Here is a 19,025-nt window from a genome sequence, read left to right as displayed (position 1 = left end):
TCCATTCCTCCTCAATGAGCCGCGTGCATCGCCTGCCAGACCTTCATCGGGGTCGCTGGCATGGTAAGCCCGTTATTGCCGATCGCATCGGTGATGGCGTTGATCAGCGCCGGCGGCGAGCCGATCGCACCTGCCTCACCACATCCTTTGATACCGAGCGGATTATTTGGGCAAGGCGTGTTCTGGTGCGACAGCTTGAAGGACGGCAGGTCGTCGGCGCGCGGCATGGCGTAATCCATGAAGCTCGCCGTCAGGAGCTGACCGTTCGAATCATAGTGCACAGCCTCGAGCAGCGCCTGGCCGATGCCTTGGGCCAAACCGCCATGCACCTGGCCCTCTACAATCAGCGGATTGATGATATTGCCGAAGTCATCGGCGGCGACGAACTGGATGATGTCCGTCTCGCCGGTTTCCGGATCGATCTCGACCTCCGCGATATAGCAGCCGGCCGGGAAGGTGAAGTTGGCCGGATCGTAGAAAGCCGTTTCTTTAAGCCCGGGCTCCATACCGGCCGGCAGGTTATGGGCCGTATAGGCGGCGAGCGCCACCTGGAACCAGGGCAAGGCTTTATCCGTACCGGCGATCTTCAACTCGCCGTTTTCGATCACGACATCCTGCTCGTCCGCCTCCATCAGATGCGCCGCGATCTTCTTTGCCTTGGCCTCGACCTTGTCGAGTGCCTTGACGATCGCCGACATGCCGACTGCGCCGGAACGGGAACCATAAGTGCCCATGCCCATCTGCACCTTGTCGGTATCGCCATGAACGATGTTGATGCTGTCGATCGGCACGCCGAGTCGGCCGGCGACGAGCTGGGCAAACGTGGTTTCGTGACCCTGGCCGTGGCTGTGGGAGCCGGTCAGAACCTCAATCGTTCCGACTGCGTTCACCCGTACTTCCGCCGATTCCCAAAGACCGACACCTGCGCCGAGCGAACCGACCGCCTGCGACGGTGCAATACCACAAGCTTCGATATAACAGCTCATACCGATGCCGCGCTTCTTGCCACTGGCTTCCGACTGCGCCTTGCGGGCAGCAAAGCCGTTCCAGTCGGCCGCCTGCATCGCAGCATCGAGCGAAGCTTCGTAATCGCCGGTGTCGTAATTCATGATCACCGGCGTCTGATAGGGGAAGGAACGGATAAAATTCTTCCGCCTCAGTTCAGCCGGCGAGACGCCGAGCTCGCGCGCCGCCGTCTCGATCGTGCGCTCAAGCAAGTAGGTGGCTTCCGGGCGTCCGGCACCGCGATAGGCATCAACCGGCACGGTATTGGTATAGACGGTGCGGACATTAGCATGAATCGCCGGGATCGCATATTGGCCAGAAAGCAGCGTCGCATAGAGATAGGTCGGTACGGCCGAGGAGAAGAGCGACATATAGGCGCCGAGATTGGCGATCGTGTCGACCTTCAGCGCCGTGATGCGGTTGTCCGCATCGAAGGCCATCTTCACCTTGGAAATATGGTCACGGCCGTGGGCGTCGGTAAGGAAGGCTTCTGTGCGGTCGGAAGTCCATTTCACCGGCACTCCGGTCTTCTTCGAAGCCCACAGGCAGACGATCTCTTCCGGATAGATGTAGATCTTCGAGCCGAAACCGCCGCCGACATCCGGCGCGATGACGCGCAGCTTGTTTTCCGGCGCGACATTGTAGAACGCACTCATGACAAGGCGAGCCACGTGCGGGTTCTGGCTCGTCGTATAGCAGGTGTAGTGGTCTTCGGCCGCATCATAGATGCCGAGCGTGGCGCGCGGTTCCATCGGGTTCGGCGAAAGCCGGTTGTTGACGATCTCGATCTCGGTGACATGCGCGGCCGACGCGATCGCCCTGTCGGTCGCATCCGGATCGCCAAGCTGCCAGTCAAAGATCAGGTTGTTTGATGCTTCCGGGTGGAGCTGCGGCGCTCCGGCCTCCAGCGCTGCGGTCGCCTCGGTGACGACCGGAAGCAGCTCGTAGTCGATGACGACGGCTTCCGCCGCATCGCGGGCCTCACCGATGGAATCCGCCACGACGATCGCAACCGCATCGCCCACATAGCGCACGGTTTCAGCGGCGAGCGGCCGCCATGCGCCCATTTTCATCGGTGAGCCATCCTTCGAATGGATCATCCAGCCGCAGATGAGACTGCCGATACCATCGGCCTGCAGCTGCTTGCCGTCCAGCACATCGATGACGCCCGGCATGGACTTCGCGGCACTCGCATCGAAGCTCTTGATCCTGGCATGCGCGTGCGGACTGCGAATGAAGTAGGCGGATTTCATGCCGGGGACGATCATGTCGTCCGTATAGCGCCCCTTGCCGGTCAGGAAACGCTTGTCTTCCTTGCGGGTTACGCGTGCACCGATTCCTTCAACACCCATTTTCATCTCCTCCAGAAATGAGCGAATAGCCAATAGGAAGTAGCGAATAGAGGGAGTTCGAGTAGCGACGGGCCAAACCAGCGGCCAACTATTCGCTACTCCCTATTCGCTTGCCTTCACTCCGCCGCTTGACGGCCCGATGCCATTTCGGCATCGGCGGCGAGGATGGCCTTGACAATATTGTGGTAACCGGTACAGCGACAGATATTGCCTTCCAGCCCTGCGCGGACCTTCTCTTCTGTCAGCGAACCGCCTTCACGGTTGATCATGTCGACCGCCGTCATCACCATTCCGGGCGTGCAGAAGCCGCATTGAAGTCCGTGGTGTTCCTTGAAGGCCGCCTGCACCGGATGCAGTTCGCCCTGGCCGGCCAGCCCCTCGATCGTTGTGATCGTTGAACCGGAAGCCTGTACCGCGAGGATGGAACAGCTTTTGACCGAATGGCCGTCCATATGGATGACACAAGCGCCGCACTGGGTCGTGTCGCATCCCACATGCGTTCCGGTCAAACCAAGTTTCTCTCGGATGAAGTGCACGAGCAGGGTGCGATCCTCGCACTCGCCGCTCATCGTGCGGCCGTTCACGGTCAGCGTCACTTTCGTCATCATTTTCCTCCTCGCATCTCTCCCGGATACGGGAATCATCATTTGCTTTTTTACGGAGAGGATCAACTGCTACTTTCTATGGAAACGTCAATTATTTGGTCGGCCTCGGAACCCGTCTTGACGCTTCCACGAGCGATTCGAGGACAAATTCCTCAAAGAAATGAAGGCGGCATATGGACTCTTCTATATCGCACCCTATTGTTCCCGCGATAGTGCTGGAGCTTGCTGGCGGATGCCGCGGAAGGGCCGGCCATAATAAGACATAAGGAGAAATGTCATGAAGAAAGCCATCGTGCTTCTGATGCTTGGCGCATCGCTCGCGAGTTGCACCGCAACTGAACAAGGCGCTGGCATCGGCGCTGCATCGGGTGCCGTGATCGGTGGCCTCGCGACAGGCAACGTCCGCGGTGCGGCTGTCGGCGCCGCGATCGGCGGCGTATCGGGTGCATTGATCGGCTCCGTCGCCGAACAGCCCGGTCAGTGCTACTATCGCGACCGCTATGGCCGTCGCTATGTCGACGATTGCCCGCGCGGTTACCGATAAACGCTCGGATTGCCGGCGGAATGTGTGGCCCCGGAGCACGCTTCGGGGCTTTTTCTTTCATGAAATCATCGCGAAGGACAGACAAGGGGTACCCCGCCCCTTCTTTTGCCGTTAGATAGGTTTTGTTGGGGGCTATGAGGACTCAAAGCCGAGGCGTCGACAGTTAATTTGCGTATGCGAAACAGAAGTACGGGGCGGGAAAAGGACCGGAAGCTGAGGGGAGCAGGCATCGTCGCAATGCTCGTCGCCGCCTTTCTGTTTGCTCCGCCGCTCGCAAACGATGCCTACGCCTTCAAGATATTCGGCATAACGCTCTTCGGGGATGACGAGGAGACGGTCGAGGTCATCGATCCTGTCCGGTACGACGTGACACTTGAGACGGGAGATGCGGACAAGGATCTCAAGGAGCGCCTCGAAAATGCGGCGTCGCTCGTCACCGACGAGAAGCTGCCCGTCTCCGGCGATCTTGGTGTCATCATCAAGGCGCGGGAAGACCGCGACCGACTGATCGCCGTTCTTTATGAAGAAGCGCGTTACGGCGGCACCGTGCATATTTCCGTCAACGGCACCGACATAGACAGCTTGCCACCCAATCCGACCTTCAATCACGCTGCGCCGGTTCCGGTGACCGTTCGCATCGCCCCCGGTCCGGTCTTCAAGCTTGGCTCAGTGCGTTTTGAAGGAGATGCCGTCGGACGCGATCCCGCAAAATACGACCTGGTTCCCGGCGGAAAAGCCGGATCTCGCCTCATCCTCAAAGCCGGCGAGCAGCTTCTCGTCGATCTGAAGGATGAGGGCCGGCCGCTTGCAAAGCTTACCGAGCGACAGGTAACCGCCGATCACAGGACGAATACCATCGATGTCGTGCTTGGTGCTGCCGGTGGTCCCATGGCGCCTTTCGGTGCGGTGGCCGTTAAGGGCTCGCGCACCGTCGATGCCGCCTTCATCAGCCGTTATTCACGGCTCGACAGAGGCGGGCGTTATTCGCCGGAGCAACTGAAGAAGGCGAATGACCGCCTGCGCGAGCTCGGTGTCTTTTCGAGCGTGACGATCCGAGAAGCGGATAGACTCGCTCCGAACGGTTCGCTGCCGCTGACGATCGAGGTTTCAGAAGGCAAACATCGTTATTTCGGCTTCGGCGCCGAATACTCTTCGATCGACGGAATCGGCCTTGAAGGCTATTGGGGTCATCGCAATCTGTTCGGCGAGGCCGAATCGCTGCGTATCGAGGGCAAGGTGTCCGGCATCGGAGCTACGACCGATCTCGGCACCTACGACTACTCCGCCGGCATCATATTCACCAAACCCGGTGCCTTCGTGCCCGAGGCTACTTTCGAATCCCGTCTCGAAGCCAAGAGCGAGACGCCGGATGCCTACGAGGCACAATCGATCACCTATTCGGCCAGCATTGCCTATGAATTGAACGACAGGGACAAGTTGACTGCCGGCGGCGAAATAGCCTGGATCAATACCGACGACGCATTCGGCAAGAACCAGTATCTCACCGTCAGTCTTCCGCTTGGTTTCGAACGGGACGCCCGCGATAACAAGCTCGATCCGACGGAAGGTTATCACGCCACGCTGGCGGCTAAGCCCAGCTATGAGCTTCTGGACGGCACGGTCTTCTCCTCATTCGAAGGTTCGATCTCCGGCTATCTCGGCTTCGGGGAAGAAAATGGCATCGTGCTCGCGGGCCGGCTTGCGGCCGGTACACTGGTCGGTGCCGACGATCTTGAAAGCATTCCGGCGACGCGCAGATTCTTCGCCGGAGGCGGTGGATCGGTGCGCGGCTATGCCTATCGGGAAATTTCGCCCTATAACAGTGCCGACGAGCCGACGGGCGGGCGATCCTATACGCTGGGCTCTTTCGAAGTACGGGTAAAAGTGTCAGAGAGTATCGGCATTGTACCTTTTATCGATGTCGGTACCGTGTCGACCGGAATCATGCCTGATTTTTCTGATATACGCGCGGGAGCGGGGATCGGCGTACGATATGCCACGCCTTTTGGGCCGCTCCGACTTGACGTCGCAATTCCGTTGCAGCGTTACGATGGCGGCAGCCAATATGGGATCTATGCGGGTATAGGACAGGCATTCTGAAAGGCAGATGGAAAGGTAGCATATCGGGCATGACGCTGATGGTTCGCCTGCTGAAATGGGTTGTGAAGGCCGTGCTTGGCGCGGTCGCGATTCTGTTCGTCATGGCGTTTGGTGTTCTCCTTTTCGTGGCGCTCACTCCTGTTGGCGGACGGGTGGCGGCAGACCGAATCTCCGCAATTGTTTCCACCCCGGACCGAACCATCACCTTTTCGCGGCCGGAGGGCCTTTTGACCGGCGATCTGCGGATCGACACGCTTACCCTTTCCGACAAGACAGGGCCCTACGCCCAGATCGGCGGCATCAAGGTCGACTGGTCACCAACGGCGTTGGCCGGAGGTGTTTTCCATGCCGAACGTATTTCCGCCGAGACCGTGAATTTCATCCGTCCGCCGCGGCCCTCGAACACCCCGGAAGCACCTCAAACGACTTCGAGTTCTTCAGGATCCCCTCTCCCGATCGGCATCCGCGTCGCACAGATCGACCTGCCGGACATCAATCTCTCTCAGGCGCTTTCCGGACGGGATTTCTCCCTCTCGGTCAAGGGCTCGATAGATGCGACCGGACCCGACATCTCGCTCGATTTGCAGGCAACCCGGAAGGATGAGCCGGATGCAAAGGCATCCGCCGATGTGGTCTACGCCCCCTCCGAGAATCGTCTGACACTGAAAGCCGCTGTCTCCGAGCCGCAAGGTGGTCTGCTTGCCCGCCTCCTGCGCCTGCCGGGCGCGCCTGCGGTGGAACTGGCGCTCGACGGCGAAGGTCCGCTTTCCGATTGGGCCGGCAAATTGCAGGGCAGCGTCGGCGGCACCCCGGTCATCGCCGTCGACGGCAAGCACATGCTCATCGAGGACGGCAGGCACCGCGTCGAGGTGACTGGCGGCGGCCAGCTCGCAACCCTGTTGCCGCCCGCGTTCCGGCCTCTGTTCGACGGCACGACCGATATCAATGTCGCCGCAATCTATGCCGACTCCGGCCGCGTCGACATCGAACGCGGCAACCTCACCTCGGGCGCCGTGAAGATTTCCGCACAGGGGGTCTGGGATCCAACGGGCGACAACAGCCTCACTGCGGGTCTCGCCGGCACCAACGGTCCGGTAGCCTTCGTCTGGCCGATCAGCGGTCAGGAGAGCCGGTTTTCTTTCGAGAGCATCAATTTCACCCTGACGGGTGCCGCATCCTCGGCCCGCTTCAACGCAACGGCTGCCTTGAGCGCCGCCGAACTGCCGCAAGGTCGCTTCGGGCAAATCCGTCTGCAGGCGGAAAGCGAGGATCTCAATCTCATCGATCGCGCAGGCAGTATCCGCAGCCGGTTCACCGTTGCTCGCACGGACTTTACAAACGATAGCCTCGATCGAATCATCGGCGGGCCTGTGACGCTGGATGCGCCGCTCAGGCTCGCGCCGCCGGCGATCGGCCTCGACGCGGCGACCTTTGACAGCGCCAATGTCAATGGCACACTTTCTGGCGCCTATGACATGTCGAAGCAGGCTGTCACTGGTAATTTCCGTGTCTTCGCAAACCCTGCCGTGCTGCCGGCCGCGCTGGTCTCGAAGTTCGAGGGCAAACTTTCGGCCGAAGGTTATGTCAACGCGGCGACCGACGGCCGTGGCCGTGTAAGCCTCGAAAACTTCGTGATGCGCTCCAATGCAGTTGAGGCGAATGGTAACGTTGTTCTCGAAAACCAGACCGTGACCGGCCACCTTGCCGGCCGCATGCCGGACTTGAAGCGCTGGCTGCCCGAAGGCGAGGGCGCTGCGGGGTTCGACATCGCTGTCAACGGCCCGCTCGCCGCAATGGGCGTGAAGGCCGTTCTCAATTCCGCGGACGCACGTCTCGTCGGCCGCAAGCTCCAGAACATGAGCGTTGTCTTCGACGGTACCGCCGACCCGAACGCACCCAGGGGCAAGTTGACGGCCACGGGCTCGTTGGACGGCCAGCCGATCCGCGCCAACGCCGATATAATCTCGACACAGGGCCGTACGAGCGCACCGTCAATCAGCGCCGAGGTCGGCCCCAACAAACTCAATGGTGCGTTGAGCTTCTCACCCGATTTCCTGCCGGAAGGCCAGTTGAACTTCGATTTTCCGGATGTCTCGATGCTTGCCGCACTCGCCGCCCAACAGGCCCAGGGCGATCTCCGCGGCTCCGTGACTTTCAGCAATACGGATGGCCGGGCCGGCGCCGCAATCCGGGCCTCCGGCAATGCGCTTCGCCGCGGTTCGATCGAGATCGTCCAGCCGAACATCGATCTTGCCATTCCGGACATAAAGGCGATTGCGGCCGAGGGCACCGTGCGCGCCGCCCGCATCGGCGCCGGATCCGTTGGCGTCAGCGACATCAACCTTGACGTCAGCCATAGCGGCAGCAGGACAGGCTTCAACCTCACCGCCCAATACGACAATGCGCCGCTCAATGCCGTTGGTGATGTCCAGACCGATGGCGAGATCTCGGTGGGCATAGAGAATTTCACCGCCTCGCCACGCAACATCCCGGTTCGGCTTGCCGCCCCCACCCGTATTGCCATCGCCAATGGTGGTGCGCGGCTTGCCGGACTAACGCTCGCGACCGGCAGCGGCAGCGTCACCGTTAACGGCACTGCGGGCTCATCCCTCGACCTGACGGCCAATATCAACGCACTGCCTGCGAACCTGCTCAATGCCTTCGTTCCGGCGATCAACGCTGCCGGCACGATCTCCGGCACCGTGAACGCCACGGGGTCCACGTCCGCTCCTGCCATCCGCTATGATCTTGAATGGAATGATGCACAGCTTCGCCAGACGCGCGATGCTGGCATCAGTCCGTTTCGCCTCGAAGCAAGCGGAAGCTTTGCCAATGGGACGATCGCACTAGACACCACCCGCCTGACGGGGTCCGACGGCCTCGACCTGTCCGCCGCCGGCCGCGTTCTCCTTCAGAACGGTGTTCCGGCTCTCGACATCAACGCCCGTGCCAATGCGGTGCCCGCAAGCCTGATCAACGCCTTCGCGCCGAACCTGGGCGCCCGCGGCACAATTTCCGGGACAGTCACCGCAACCGGGACGCCGGAAGCGCCTGCCGTCCGTTACGATCTTCGCTGGGCCGATGCCGGCGTCAGCCAGACCGCATCTGCGGGGCTGGCACCACTGAACGTCACGGCAAACGGGACTTTCCAGAATGCTGCAGTCACCGTAGATACCAGACTTTCGGGTGGCGGTGGCATCTCGCTTGCGGGCCGCGGTTCGGTTTCACTGGCTGGCGAAAAGCCTCTCAACCTCAAATTCAACGGGCAATTGCCCTTCTCCATCCTCGCCGGCCAGCTTGCCGCTCAAGGCTTCGTGCTGGAAGGTACCGGCAATATCGATCTGGCAATCGGCGGCACGGCTTCGGCGCCGGCGATCACTGGCACGGCCTCCTCATCCGGCGCACGGCTTGTCGACGTGCGGCGCAACCTTGCCGTTACTGATCTTGCCGCCAATATCTCCTTCAACGGTAACAACGCCAATATTTCCCAGCTCTCCGGCAAGCTCTCAGGCGGCGGCAGCATCTCGATCCAGGGCTCGGTCGGCATTACGCCCGGCTCCGGCTTTCCGGCCGATCTGAGGATCACGCTGGCGCGGGCAACCTATGCGGACGGGACCCTCTTTGCCGCAACGGCCGACGGCGCCTTGACCCTGACCGGCCCGCTGACGTCAGGCCCCGTCCTTGGTGGCCGGGTAACGCTGACCAAGGCAGCGATCACCGTGCCTGCTCGGCTCCCGACCTCGCTTGCGGAAATAGACATCCATCACCGCAATGCCCCACCCGATGTGCTGCGACAGATGGAGGAACTCCGTCCCAGGGAGGCAACCGGCAGTTCGAGGCCGATCGCCCTCAATCTGCAGATCAGCGCTCCCAACGGCATCTTCGTCCGCGGTCGCGGTATCGATGCGGAACTCGGCGGTGACCTGACCATAACCGGCACAGCAGTAGATCCCATCGTCTCCGGCGGTTTCGAAATGCGCCGTGGACGCATCGTCATCCTCGCCAAGCGGCTCGATTTCACGGAAGGTGAAATCACCTTCGGCGGCGGGCTGATCCCGGTCCTGAACATGGAAGCCAGCACGACCTCGGCCCAGACGACAATCATCGTGAAGGTCAGCGGCGTGGCGAACGATCCGACCATCACCTTCTCTTCTTCGCCCGCCCTGCCGCAGGATGAGGTCCTGGCGCGGCTGATCTTCGGCCAGTCCATGTCCCGGCTTTCGCCGCTGCAGATCGCCCAGCTCGCCGATGCCGTTACCCAGCTCGCCGGTGGTGGTTCCACCTCCCTTCTCGAAACCCTGCGCAGCAATCTCGGCGTCGACGACCTCGATATCAACACCGACGAGACGGGCCAGACGACCGTCTCCGTCGGCCGCTACATCAACAATCGTACCTATGTGCAGGTCGAGCAGGGCGGCTCCGGCGGCGCCGAGGCCACGATCAATCTCGATATCGGCCGAGGCGTGAAACTCAAGGCCGGCGCCGGGACAGAAGGCGGCAAGGCCGGCATCTTTTACGAGCGAGAATACTGATTTCGAGCCTCATTTATCCTGCCTTTCCCGGAGAAGAGAATGAACTCCAAGGACATCACATTGATCGGCGTTCCCCTGGAAGAAGGGTCCGGCCGCGGCGGGTGCGCCATGGGCCCGGCAGCCTTCCGTCTGGCTGGCATTGTCAAGTCGCTGGAAGGCCTGGGGTTCCGCGTCAGCGATAGCGGAGACCTGCGCCCGGAACCTGCAACCGATCTCGAAGAGCGGCAGGATGCCAAGAATCTGCCGATCGTCGGCGCTTTCGCGCGGGCTCTGGAAAACCGGACCTATGAAAAGGCCAAAGCCGGTACGATACCCGTGATCATGGGCGGGGATCATAGCCTTTCCATGGGCAGCGTCCCGGGCATGGCCCGCTACGCAGCCGGGATCGGCCGGCCGCTTTTCGTGCTCTGGATCGATGCCCATGCGGATTTCAACTCGCCGGAAACCTCGCCGTCAGGCAATATTCACGGAATGCCGGTGGCCTTCTTCACAGGACAGGCGGAATTCGCACCGATCCTCGACGGCGACCGCCCCATGGTCGACCCGCGGAATGTTTTCCAGATCGGCATCCGCTCCGTCGATGAAATCGAGCGGAGGATGATCGCCGAGCACGGCGTCAACGTCTTCGACATGCGCGCCATCGATGAGAACGGCATCGCAGCGATCATGCTTCAGGTGATCGATAGGGTAAACGCCGCCAACGGTCTTTTGCATGTCAGCCTTGACGTGGATTTCCTCGATCCGGATATCGCACCGGGAGTAGGCACCACCGTACCGGGAGGCGCAACCTTCCGCGAAGCGCATCTGATCATGGAAATGTTGCATGATACCGGACTTGTCTGTTCGCTCGATCTCGTCGAGCTGAACCCGTTCCTTGACGATCGCGGCAAGAGCGCGCGGATCATGGTGGAATTGACGGCAAGCCTTTTCGGCCGGCGGGTCCTGGATCGCCCGACCCGTTCCGCTTGATCATCAGCCGCAAACACAAAAAATGCACGCCTTTCATGTAGAAAATTGACATAATAAAGTTTATGTACGTATTTTCCCCAAGGACATAAAGCAAATCATTGACCTGACGTTAATTTTTATGGGCTACTTCTTGTGAGACTCAAGTACCCCCTGCAGCGCGGTGCTTATTTCGCAAAGAAGCGACTGGCGGCTTGAGACGAAGCTCAACTCACAAGCTGGAGCAGACCAAGTCCATGTCCATCCTTTCTCTTCCAGGCGCCGACGCGAAAGCAATACTTGCAGCGCTCGGTAAATCGCAGGCGATCATCGAATTTGATCTGTCCGGAAACGTCCTCACGGCCAACGAAAATTTCTGCAAGACTCTCGGCTATACGCTCTCCGAGATCGTCGGCAAGCATCACAGCCTGTTCTGCGACCCGGCTTATACGAGGTCACAGGACTACAAGGCCTTCTGGGCGCGCCTCGGTAGCGGCAAATGTGATGCCGCTACCTACAAGCGGATCGGGAAAGGGGGCCGCGAGGTATGGATCCAGGCGTCCTACAATCCGGTCATGTCCGGCGGCAAGCCCTACAAGGTCATCAAGTTTGCGACCGACATCACTGCCGCAAAGCTGAAGGCCGCCGAAGATGAAGGGAAGATCAATGCGATCTCGCGGATCCAGGCTGTCATCGAATTTACACCGACCGGCGAGATCCTGACCGCCAACGATAATTTCCTGTCCTGCCTCGACTACCAGCTCGCCGAGATTGCCGGCAAGCATCACAGCATGTTCTGCGAGCCGGCATTCCGCGACAGCCCCGATTATCGCCAATTCTGGAAGAAGCTGGCGGGCGGCGAAGCCATCGCCCAGGAATTCAAGCGCATCGGCAAAGGCGGCAAGGTGGTCTGGATCCAGGCCTCCTACAACCCGATCTTCGATGCCGATGGCCGGGTCTTCAAGGTTGTCAAGTTTGCGACCGACATTACCGAGCGGGTGCGCGCTGTCGATGATCTTGCCGTCGGCCTTACCGCGCTGTCCCATGGTGACCTCACGGCTCAGATCGAGAAGCCTTTCATCCCGACGCTGGAAAAGATCCGTATCGATTTCAACGAGGCGATCGCCAAGCTGGCAGAGGCTATGCGTACGGTCGGCGAGAATGCAGAAGGCATCGCCGGCGGCTCCAGCGAAATCCGCCAGGCCTCCGACAGCCTGGCAAAGCGGACGGAACAGCAGGCAGCGGCAGTCGAAGAAACTGCGGCGGCGCTGGAAGAGATCAGCCGAACGGTTACCGACAGCGCCAAGCGCGCCGAAGAAGCAGGCGGCCTTGTCTCTCGCACGAAGAGCGGCGCCGAACATTCAGGCGCCGTTGTTCGCAATGCTGTCGGCGCGATGGATCAGATAGAGAACTCTTCCAAAGAAATCTCGAACATCATCGGCGTCATCGACGATATCGCGTTCCAGACCAATCTCCTGGCACTCAACGCAGGCGTCGAAGCAGCACGGGCGGGCGAAGCCGGAAAGGGCTTTGCGGTCGTTGCCCAGGAAGTCCGGGAACTCGCACAACGGTCCGCTACCGCAGCCAAGGAAATCAAGACCCTGATCTCCACCTCCTCGGAACATGTCAAGCGTGGCGTTGCCCTGGTTGGAGAGACTGGCAAAGCTCTCGAACAGATTATCGCCCAGGTGGAGGACATCAACGGCAATGTCGTCGCGATCGTGGAAGCATCCCGTGAACAATCCACGGGGATCCGCGAGATCAGCAACGCCGTGAATTCGATGGACCAGAACACACAGCAGAATGCGGCCATGGTCGAGGAAACGACGGCAGCCAGCCACAGCTTGGCCCGCGAAGCCGAAACCCTGCGCAATCTCCTGGCACAATTTAGATTTGGGCAACACTCTTCGCATAGAATTGCTCAAGCGCGACCTGATGCACGCCCTGTCGCATCGCCGGCACGCAATCTCATGGCAACGGTCGCGCGCGCCGCATCAGGGGGAGCCGCTGCCGCCCAGGCAACGGATAGTTGGGAAGAATTCTGATGGCTACGACAATCAACTCCACAAGCTACAGCGGCGAAACGCTGGAGATCATAGCTTTTCGTCTGCACGAACAGGAGTTCTGCGTGAAGACGACGACAATCCGCGAAATCCGCGGCTGGGCCCCTTCGACCCCGATCCCGCATGCGCCACCGGACGTGATCGGTGTCATGAACCTGCGCGGTTCCGTCATCCCGATCATCGACCTCGCCTACAAGCTCGGCATGAAAAGCACGGTCGCAAATGAGCGCAGCGCCATCGTTGTCGCCGAGGTGCATAACATGGTGATCGGCATGCTCGTCGACCGCGTCTCCGATATCCTCACCATTCCCTCGAGCCAGGTTCAGCCGGTTCCGGAGATTTCCGCCTCTTTCGACAAATCCTTCTCGGAAGGCATCATCGCCAACGAGAACGGGATGATCTGCTTCCTGAATCTCGCCAAGATGTTCAAGGGCACCGAGGCGGAAGACCTGGCCGCCTAAGCGGACCACGGATAAGCTTGCAAAGCCGCCCGCGCGATATCGCCGGCGGCTTTTGCTTTATTTGATGATCATTCCTTTGGTTCGAACGGGGCAGGCCTGCGTCCAGCCCCCTGACGATCGAGCATCCAGCGAGGATATTCCGGCGGCAGTGCGCTCACTTCGTCCAGCCTCGCCATATCATCGGCATCGAGCCTCAAGGTCACCGCCTTGAGATTTTCTTCGAGCTGCTCCAACCGTTTGGCTCCGATGATGACGCTGGTCACGAACGGCTTGGCCAGGATGTAGCCCAGCGCCACTTCCGCGACACTCGCGCCATGTTTGGCGGCTACTTCGCGCATGACAGCAACGCAGGCCCAGGCGCGATCCTTATCGACCGGCGGAAAATCGAAGCTCGCGCGGCGGCCTTCGCCGTTGCTTGACGCACCGGGACCGTACTTTCCGGAAAGCAGACCGCCGGCGAGCGGCGACCAGACCATCAGACCAAGCTTCTCTTCCTGCATCAACGGAACGATCTCGCGCTCCAGATCACGACCGGCGATCGAGTAATAGGCCTGCACCGTCTCGAAACGGGCAAAACCCTTGCGTTCGGAAATGCCGAGCGCCTTGGCGATGCGCCAGGCCGCCCAGTTGGAAAGGCCGACATAACGCACGAGGCCGCGTGACACGAGATCGTCCAGCGCCCGCAACGTCTCATCGATCGGCGTCACCGTATCCGTGCCATGAACTTGATAGAGATCGATATGATCCGTCTGCAGCCGTTCGAGGCTTTGCTCTACGGAATCCATGATATGGCCACGCGAAGAACCCCGATCGTTCGGCTTGTCGCCCATCTGACCATGAACCTTGGTGGCGATGATGACGTCCTTGCGCGCTACGCCGAGATTTTTGAGAGACTGGCCGAGAATACGCTCGGAATTGCCGAGCGAATAAACGTTTGCCGTATCGATGAAGTTGACGCCGGCAGCCAGCGATCGCGCGACGATCCTGTCGGCGGCGTCCTGTTCGACGCCGGCGATCTGGCCCCATTGCGAGGCGGCGCCTGCCTCTCCGAACGTCATGGTGCCGAGGCAAATTTCTGAAACGAAAAGACCCGTATTACCGAGCTGATTGTAGCGCATGGAAAACTCCCGTGTGCACCGAAGGCTGAAGATCGAGATAATCTGTACGGAGCCGGGCGGCGCGCGGAACGCGCGGGATGAGCTTGGGGAAAGCGGCGTCAGGCTCCACGATCAATCTAGATCGCATTCCCGTTTCGTCAATCGGAGCCGCCTCCGTTTTTTGGGAACTTTTATGTGAGCGAAGATTCGTTCGCCGCCCTGGGACGACGCGGCTCGGCAATCGTTGATTCGCGATCCGGAAGACAGAAATTCGCGCTATCAGGCCCTGACTTCCGGGATGCTCGGTTCGGAAAGCGATTCTCCCGATGCCGGTCCCTTGCCGCCGGGCGCCCCCTCCTCCGCGTCCTCTCCGACGCCCGATCCGGCCTTGGCGTCCGGTCGGCGGATCAGCACCGAAGCCTTGATGACAAGCGGCAGAAGCCCCTCACCGCCGTTGTCGAGATGCTCGAAAAGGTGCCGGCGCATGCGCGGCTCCCAGAACTTGTTGATATGTGTGGCGACCCCTTCGGCACGTACGTTTTCCGGCTGCGACATGAAGAAAGTGGCGATCTGGTTCGCCATCCGGATCAGTTTTTCCAGCCCCTGATCATGCGACATCGGCGACAACTCCAGTGGTAATGCGATCGGTACGCGTAAAGACTTCGAAATCTTCGCCGCGCGTCAGCGCGATGAGGGTCATACCCGCTTCTTCTGCCGTGCGGATGGCAAGCGCGGTCGGTGCGGAAATGGCGACCAGAAGGGCACTGCCGAGAATCGCCGTCTTCTGGACCATCTCGACCGAAATCCGGCTGGTGACGACGACCACGCCGGACGGGCCTTCGATGCCCTGCCGAACCAATGCGCCAGCCAGCTTATCGAGAGCATTATGGCGGCCGACATCCTCCCGTACTGCGATCAGGCCTTTGCCGGGCACGAAAAAACCGGCGCCGTGAACCGCATGGGTCTCGGCATGCAGCGGTTGCGCATCGTTGAGCGATGCGGCAGCATCAGTGACGTCCTTCAAGGTCAGCGCCAGCAGGACGGCCGAAACATCCGGCACGGGCCGTATCGCCTGGTCGATCGACTCGATGCCGCAGAGCCCGCAGCCGACCGGCCCCGCCATATGCCGCCGGCGGGTACGAAGGGCATCTTCCTTATCTTCGGCAAGCGTAACCTGCACGTCGAGGCCACGCCCTTCATCGACGACGCTGATCTCCTCTATCTCGTCCGCCGAGGTGATGATACCCTCCGTCAGGCTGAAGCCCGCGGCAAAATCTTCGAGATCGGCGGGCGTGCCCATCATCACCGCATGAGTGGAACCGCCATAGGAAAAGGCGATCGGCACCTCCTCGGGCACCACCCGCGAACCGGCGCGAATGACGCCATTACGGCGAGCGATTTCCGGGACTGTGGCGGTGGTCTTGAGCAAATTCATGCGGTTACTCCGCAGCCTCCAATTTCCCCGCGATCCGCCGCGACCGGCGAGACAGTTCTTCATAGTCGCTCTGCCATTCGGTCGGACCGTTGGAGGGCGAAACCTGCACCGCCGTCACCTTGTATTCCGGGCAATTGGTCGCCCAGTCGGAGAAGTCGGTGGTAATCACGTTTGCCTGCGTGTTCGGGTGATGGAAAGTCGTATAGACCACGCCCGGCGCCATGCGGTCCGTGATCAGTGCCCTGAGCGCCGTATCACCGGAGCGGCTGGCAAGCTTCACCCAATCGCCGTCCTTGATGCCGCGCTGCTCGGCGTCATGCGGATGGATCTCCAGCCGGTCCTCCGTATGCCACGCGACGTTGTCGGTGCGTCGCGTCTGGGCGCCGACATTGTACTGGCTGAGGATGCGGCCGGTGGTGAGTAGCAGCGGAAAGCGCGGGCCTGTGCGTTCATCGGTCGCGACATATTCCGTGCGGATGAACTTGCCTTTGCCGCGCACGAAACCGTCGACATGCATGATCGGCGAGCCGGCCGGATGGGCTTCGTTGCATGGCCATTGAACCGAACCCATCTTGTCGAGATGGTCGTAGGAAACCAGGGCGAAACTCGGCGTGGTCGCGGCGATCTCGTCCATGATTTCGGATGGATGGGTATAGCTCCAGTTGAGCCCCATCGCCTGCGCAAGCTTCTGGGTCACTTCCCAGTCGGCGTAACCGTTCTTCGGGCTCATCACCTTGCGGACTCGGTTGATGCGGCGCTCGGCATTGGTGAACGTGCCGTCCTTTTCGAGGAAGGTCGACCCCGGCAGGAAGACGTGCGCGTAATTGGCCGTCTCATTCAAAAAGAGGTCGTGGACCACCACGCATTCCATCGCAGCAAGCCCTGCCGAAACGTGTTTGGTGTCCGGGTCGGACTGCAGGATATCCTCGCCCTGGATGTAGATACCCTTGAACGTGCCCTCGACGGCCGCATCCAGCATGTTGGGAATACGCAGGCCCGGCTCGTTGTTGAGCGTCACCCCCCACATCTTCTCGAAGATGTCGCGGGTCGCGTCGTCGGAAATATGGCGATAGCCCGGCAATTCGTGCGGGAAGGAGCCCATGTCGCAGGAGCCCTGCACATTGTTCTGGCCGCGTAGCGGGTTCACGCCGACGCCCGGACGGCCGATATTGCCGGTCGCCATCGCAAGATTGGCGATCGCCATGACTGTCGTAGAACCTTGGCTGTGCTCGGTGACGCCGAGGCCGTAATAGATCGCGCCGTTGCCGCCGGTGGCATAGAGCCGCGCCGCGCCGCGGACGAGGTCGGCCGGCACGCCGGTGAATTTTTCCGTCGCCTCCGGGCTGTGCTGCTCTTCGGACACAAAGGCTGCCCAGTCCTCGAATTCCGACCAGTCGCAGCGCTCGCGGATGAATTTTTCGTCGAACAGGCCTTCGGTGACGATGACATGCGCCAGCGCGGTCAGCACGGCGACATTGGTGCCCGGCTGCAGCGGCAGGTGATAGGCGGCTTCCACATGCGGCGTACGGACAAGATCGATGCGGCGCGGATCGATGACGATCAGCTTGGCACCTTGGCGCAACCGTTTCTTCAGCCGCGAGCCGAACACCGGATGACCATCAGTCGGATTGGCGCCGATGACGATCACGACGTCCGTGTGTTCGACTGAGTCGAAATCCTGCGTGCCGGCCGAGGTGCCGAAAGCCTGGCCAAGGCCGTAACCGGTCGGCGAGTGGCAAACGCGCGCGCAGGTATCGACATTGTTGTTGCCGAAGCCGGCGCGGATCAGCTTCTGCACAAGGAAGGTCTCTTCGTTGGTGCAGCGCGACGAGGTGATGCCGCCGACCGAGTCGCGGCCATACTGATACTGCAAGCGCCTGAATTCCGACGCCACGTGCGCAAAAGCCTCTTCCCAGGTCACTTCGCGCCACGGATCGGAGATCTTCTCGCGGATCATCGGGTTGAGGATGCGGTCCTTGTGGGTCGCATAGCCATAGGCGAAACGGCCCTTGACGCAGGAATGGCCGCGGTTCGCCTGGCCATCCTTGTAGGGCACCATGCGGACGAGTTCTTCGCCACGCATCTCCGCCTTGAAGGAGCAGCCGACGCCGCAATAGGCGCAGGTCGTGACGGCCGAATGTTCCGGCTGGCCGATGGCAATCACAGACTTCTCCGTGAGTGTCGCGGTCGGGCAGGCCTGTACGCAGGCACCGCAGGAAACGCATTCCGAATCCAGGAAATGCTCGTGCATGCCGGGCGAGACGCGGCTCTCGAAACCGCGACCTTCGATCGTCAGCGCGAACGTACCCTGCACTTCCTCGCAGGCACGCACGCACCGCGAACAGACGATGCACTTCGACGGGTCATACGTGAAGTAAGGGTTCGATTCGTCTTTCGGCATCCACTTGGCGTTGATCTCGCCATTGTTGCGAGCCTTGACGTGATTGTCGCCTTCGTAGCCGTAACGGACGTCGCGGAGTCCCACCGCGCCGGCCATGTCCTGCAATTCGCAGTCGCCGTTGGCGGCGCAGGTGAGACAGTCGAGCGGGTGGTCGGAGATATAGAGTTCCATCACGCCGCGGCGGATGTCCTTCAGCCGGTTTGTCTGGGTGTGGACGACCATGCCAGGCATGACCGGCGTAGTGCAGGAGGACGGCGTTCCGGCGCGGCCTTCGATCTCCACGAGGCAGAGGCGGCAGGAGCCGAAAGCGTCGATCATGTCGGTGGCGCAAAGCTTCGGCACCTGGATGCCGGCTTCCATCGAGGCGCGCATGATCGAGGTGCCTTCCGGCACGGTGATCTGCCGCCCGTCGATCGTAAGCGTCACCTGGGTTTCGGATCCGGACGCCGGCGTGCCGTAGTCGATTTCGTGAACGAGGGACATGA

12 protein-coding genes are annotated in these 19,025 nt (G+C 60.9%); 6 read left to right on the top strand and 6 right to left on the bottom strand.

Going from position 1 to position 19,025, the window contains the following annotated elements:
* Positions 1–11: 11 nt before the first annotated feature.
* Positions 12–2,357 carry a xanthine dehydrogenase family protein molybdopterin-binding subunit gene (locus JL39_RS24490; protein ID WP_037156867.1) on the bottom strand — a complete coding sequence of 782 codons (2,346 nt, stop codon included), beginning with the start codon at positions 2,355–2,357 and terminating at the stop codon, positions 12–14.
* A 116-nt stretch (positions 2,358–2,473) separates the two neighbouring features.
* On the bottom strand, positions 2,474–2,962 hold the full coding sequence (locus tag JL39_RS24485) for a (2Fe-2S)-binding protein (protein WP_037156864.1): 489 nt from the start codon (positions 2,960–2,962) through the stop codon (positions 2,474–2,476).
* A gap of 277 nt (positions 2,963–3,239) precedes the next feature.
* Between JL39_RS24485 and JL39_RS24480 the strand changes: the two genes are divergently transcribed.
* The 6 genes from JL39_RS24480 to JL39_RS24455 all read left to right on the top strand — a co-directional run bounded on the left by JL39_RS24480 (position 3,240) and on the right by JL39_RS24455 (position 13,607).
* On the top strand, positions 3,240–3,506 hold the full coding sequence (locus tag JL39_RS24480; RefSeq protein ID WP_037156862.1) for a glycine zipper domain-containing protein: 267 nt from the start codon (positions 3,240–3,242) through the stop codon (positions 3,504–3,506).
* A gap of 174 nt (positions 3,507–3,680) precedes the next feature.
* Entirely contained in the window at positions 3,681–5,606 is a 1,926-nt protein-coding gene (locus tag JL39_RS24475) for an autotransporter assembly complex family protein (RefSeq protein WP_081952974.1), read from the top strand.
* Between the two features lie 29 nt (positions 5,607–5,635).
* A complete protein-coding gene (locus JL39_RS24470) occupies positions 5,636–10,138 on the top strand; it encodes a translocation/assembly module TamB domain-containing protein (RefSeq protein WP_037156858.1) in 4,503 nt (1,500 codons plus the stop codon).
* 39 nt (positions 10,139–10,177) lie between these two features.
* Positions 10,178–11,107: an arginase gene (gene rocF / locus JL39_RS24465; protein ID WP_037156855.1), complete on the top strand. Its 930-nt coding sequence runs from the start codon at positions 10,178–10,180 to the stop codon at positions 11,105–11,107.
* A 233-nt stretch (positions 11,108–11,340) separates the two neighbouring features.
* On the top strand, positions 11,341–13,128 hold the full coding sequence (locus tag JL39_RS24460; RefSeq protein WP_037156854.1) for a PAS domain-containing methyl-accepting chemotaxis protein: 1,788 nt from the start codon (positions 11,341–11,343) through the stop codon (positions 13,126–13,128).
* Positions 13,128–13,607: a chemotaxis protein CheW gene (locus JL39_RS24455; RefSeq protein ID WP_037156852.1), complete on the top strand. Its 480-nt coding sequence runs from the start codon at positions 13,128–13,130 to the stop codon at positions 13,605–13,607. Before JL39_RS24460 ends, JL39_RS24455 begins: the two co-directional genes overlap by 1 nt.
* Before the next feature lie 68 nt (positions 13,608–13,675).
* Here the strand turns inward: JL39_RS24455 and JL39_RS24450 are convergent, their stop codons facing one another.
* The 4 genes from JL39_RS24450 to fdhF form a co-directional block, all read right to left on the bottom strand.
* The gene (locus tag JL39_RS24450; RefSeq protein ID WP_037156849.1) at positions 13,676–14,725 is read right to left on the bottom strand and encodes an aldo/keto reductase; all 1,050 of its coding nucleotides are present in this window, start codon (positions 14,723–14,725) and stop codon (positions 13,676–13,678) included.
* A gap of 258 nt (positions 14,726–14,983) precedes the next feature.
* Positions 14,984–15,322 (bottom strand): formate dehydrogenase subunit delta, encoded by a 339-nt coding sequence (locus tag JL39_RS24445; protein WP_037156847.1) that lies wholly within the window; start codon positions 15,320–15,322, stop codon positions 14,984–14,986.
* Positions 15,312–16,139, bottom strand: coding sequence for a formate dehydrogenase accessory sulfurtransferase FdhD (gene fdhD, locus JL39_RS24440; RefSeq protein ID WP_037156845.1), 828 nt, complete (start codon positions 16,137–16,139; stop codon positions 15,312–15,314). Before fdhD ends, JL39_RS24445 begins: the two co-directional genes overlap by 11 nt.
* Before the next feature lie 4 nt (positions 16,140–16,143).
* Entirely contained in the window at positions 16,144–19,023 is a 2,880-nt protein-coding gene (gene fdhF / locus JL39_RS24435) for a formate dehydrogenase subunit alpha (RefSeq protein WP_037156843.1), read from the bottom strand.
* Between the last annotated feature and the right edge of the window lie 2 nt (positions 19,024–19,025).

This window comes from Rhizobium sp. YS-1r, assembly GCF_000757525.1.
In the GTDB taxonomy this organism is placed as follows: Bacteria; Pseudomonadota; Alphaproteobacteria; order Rhizobiales; family Rhizobiaceae; genus Neorhizobium; species Neorhizobium petrolearium.
Note: the sequence above shows the minus strand (reverse complement) of the source record. Positions and strands in the feature narration are given on the sequence as shown.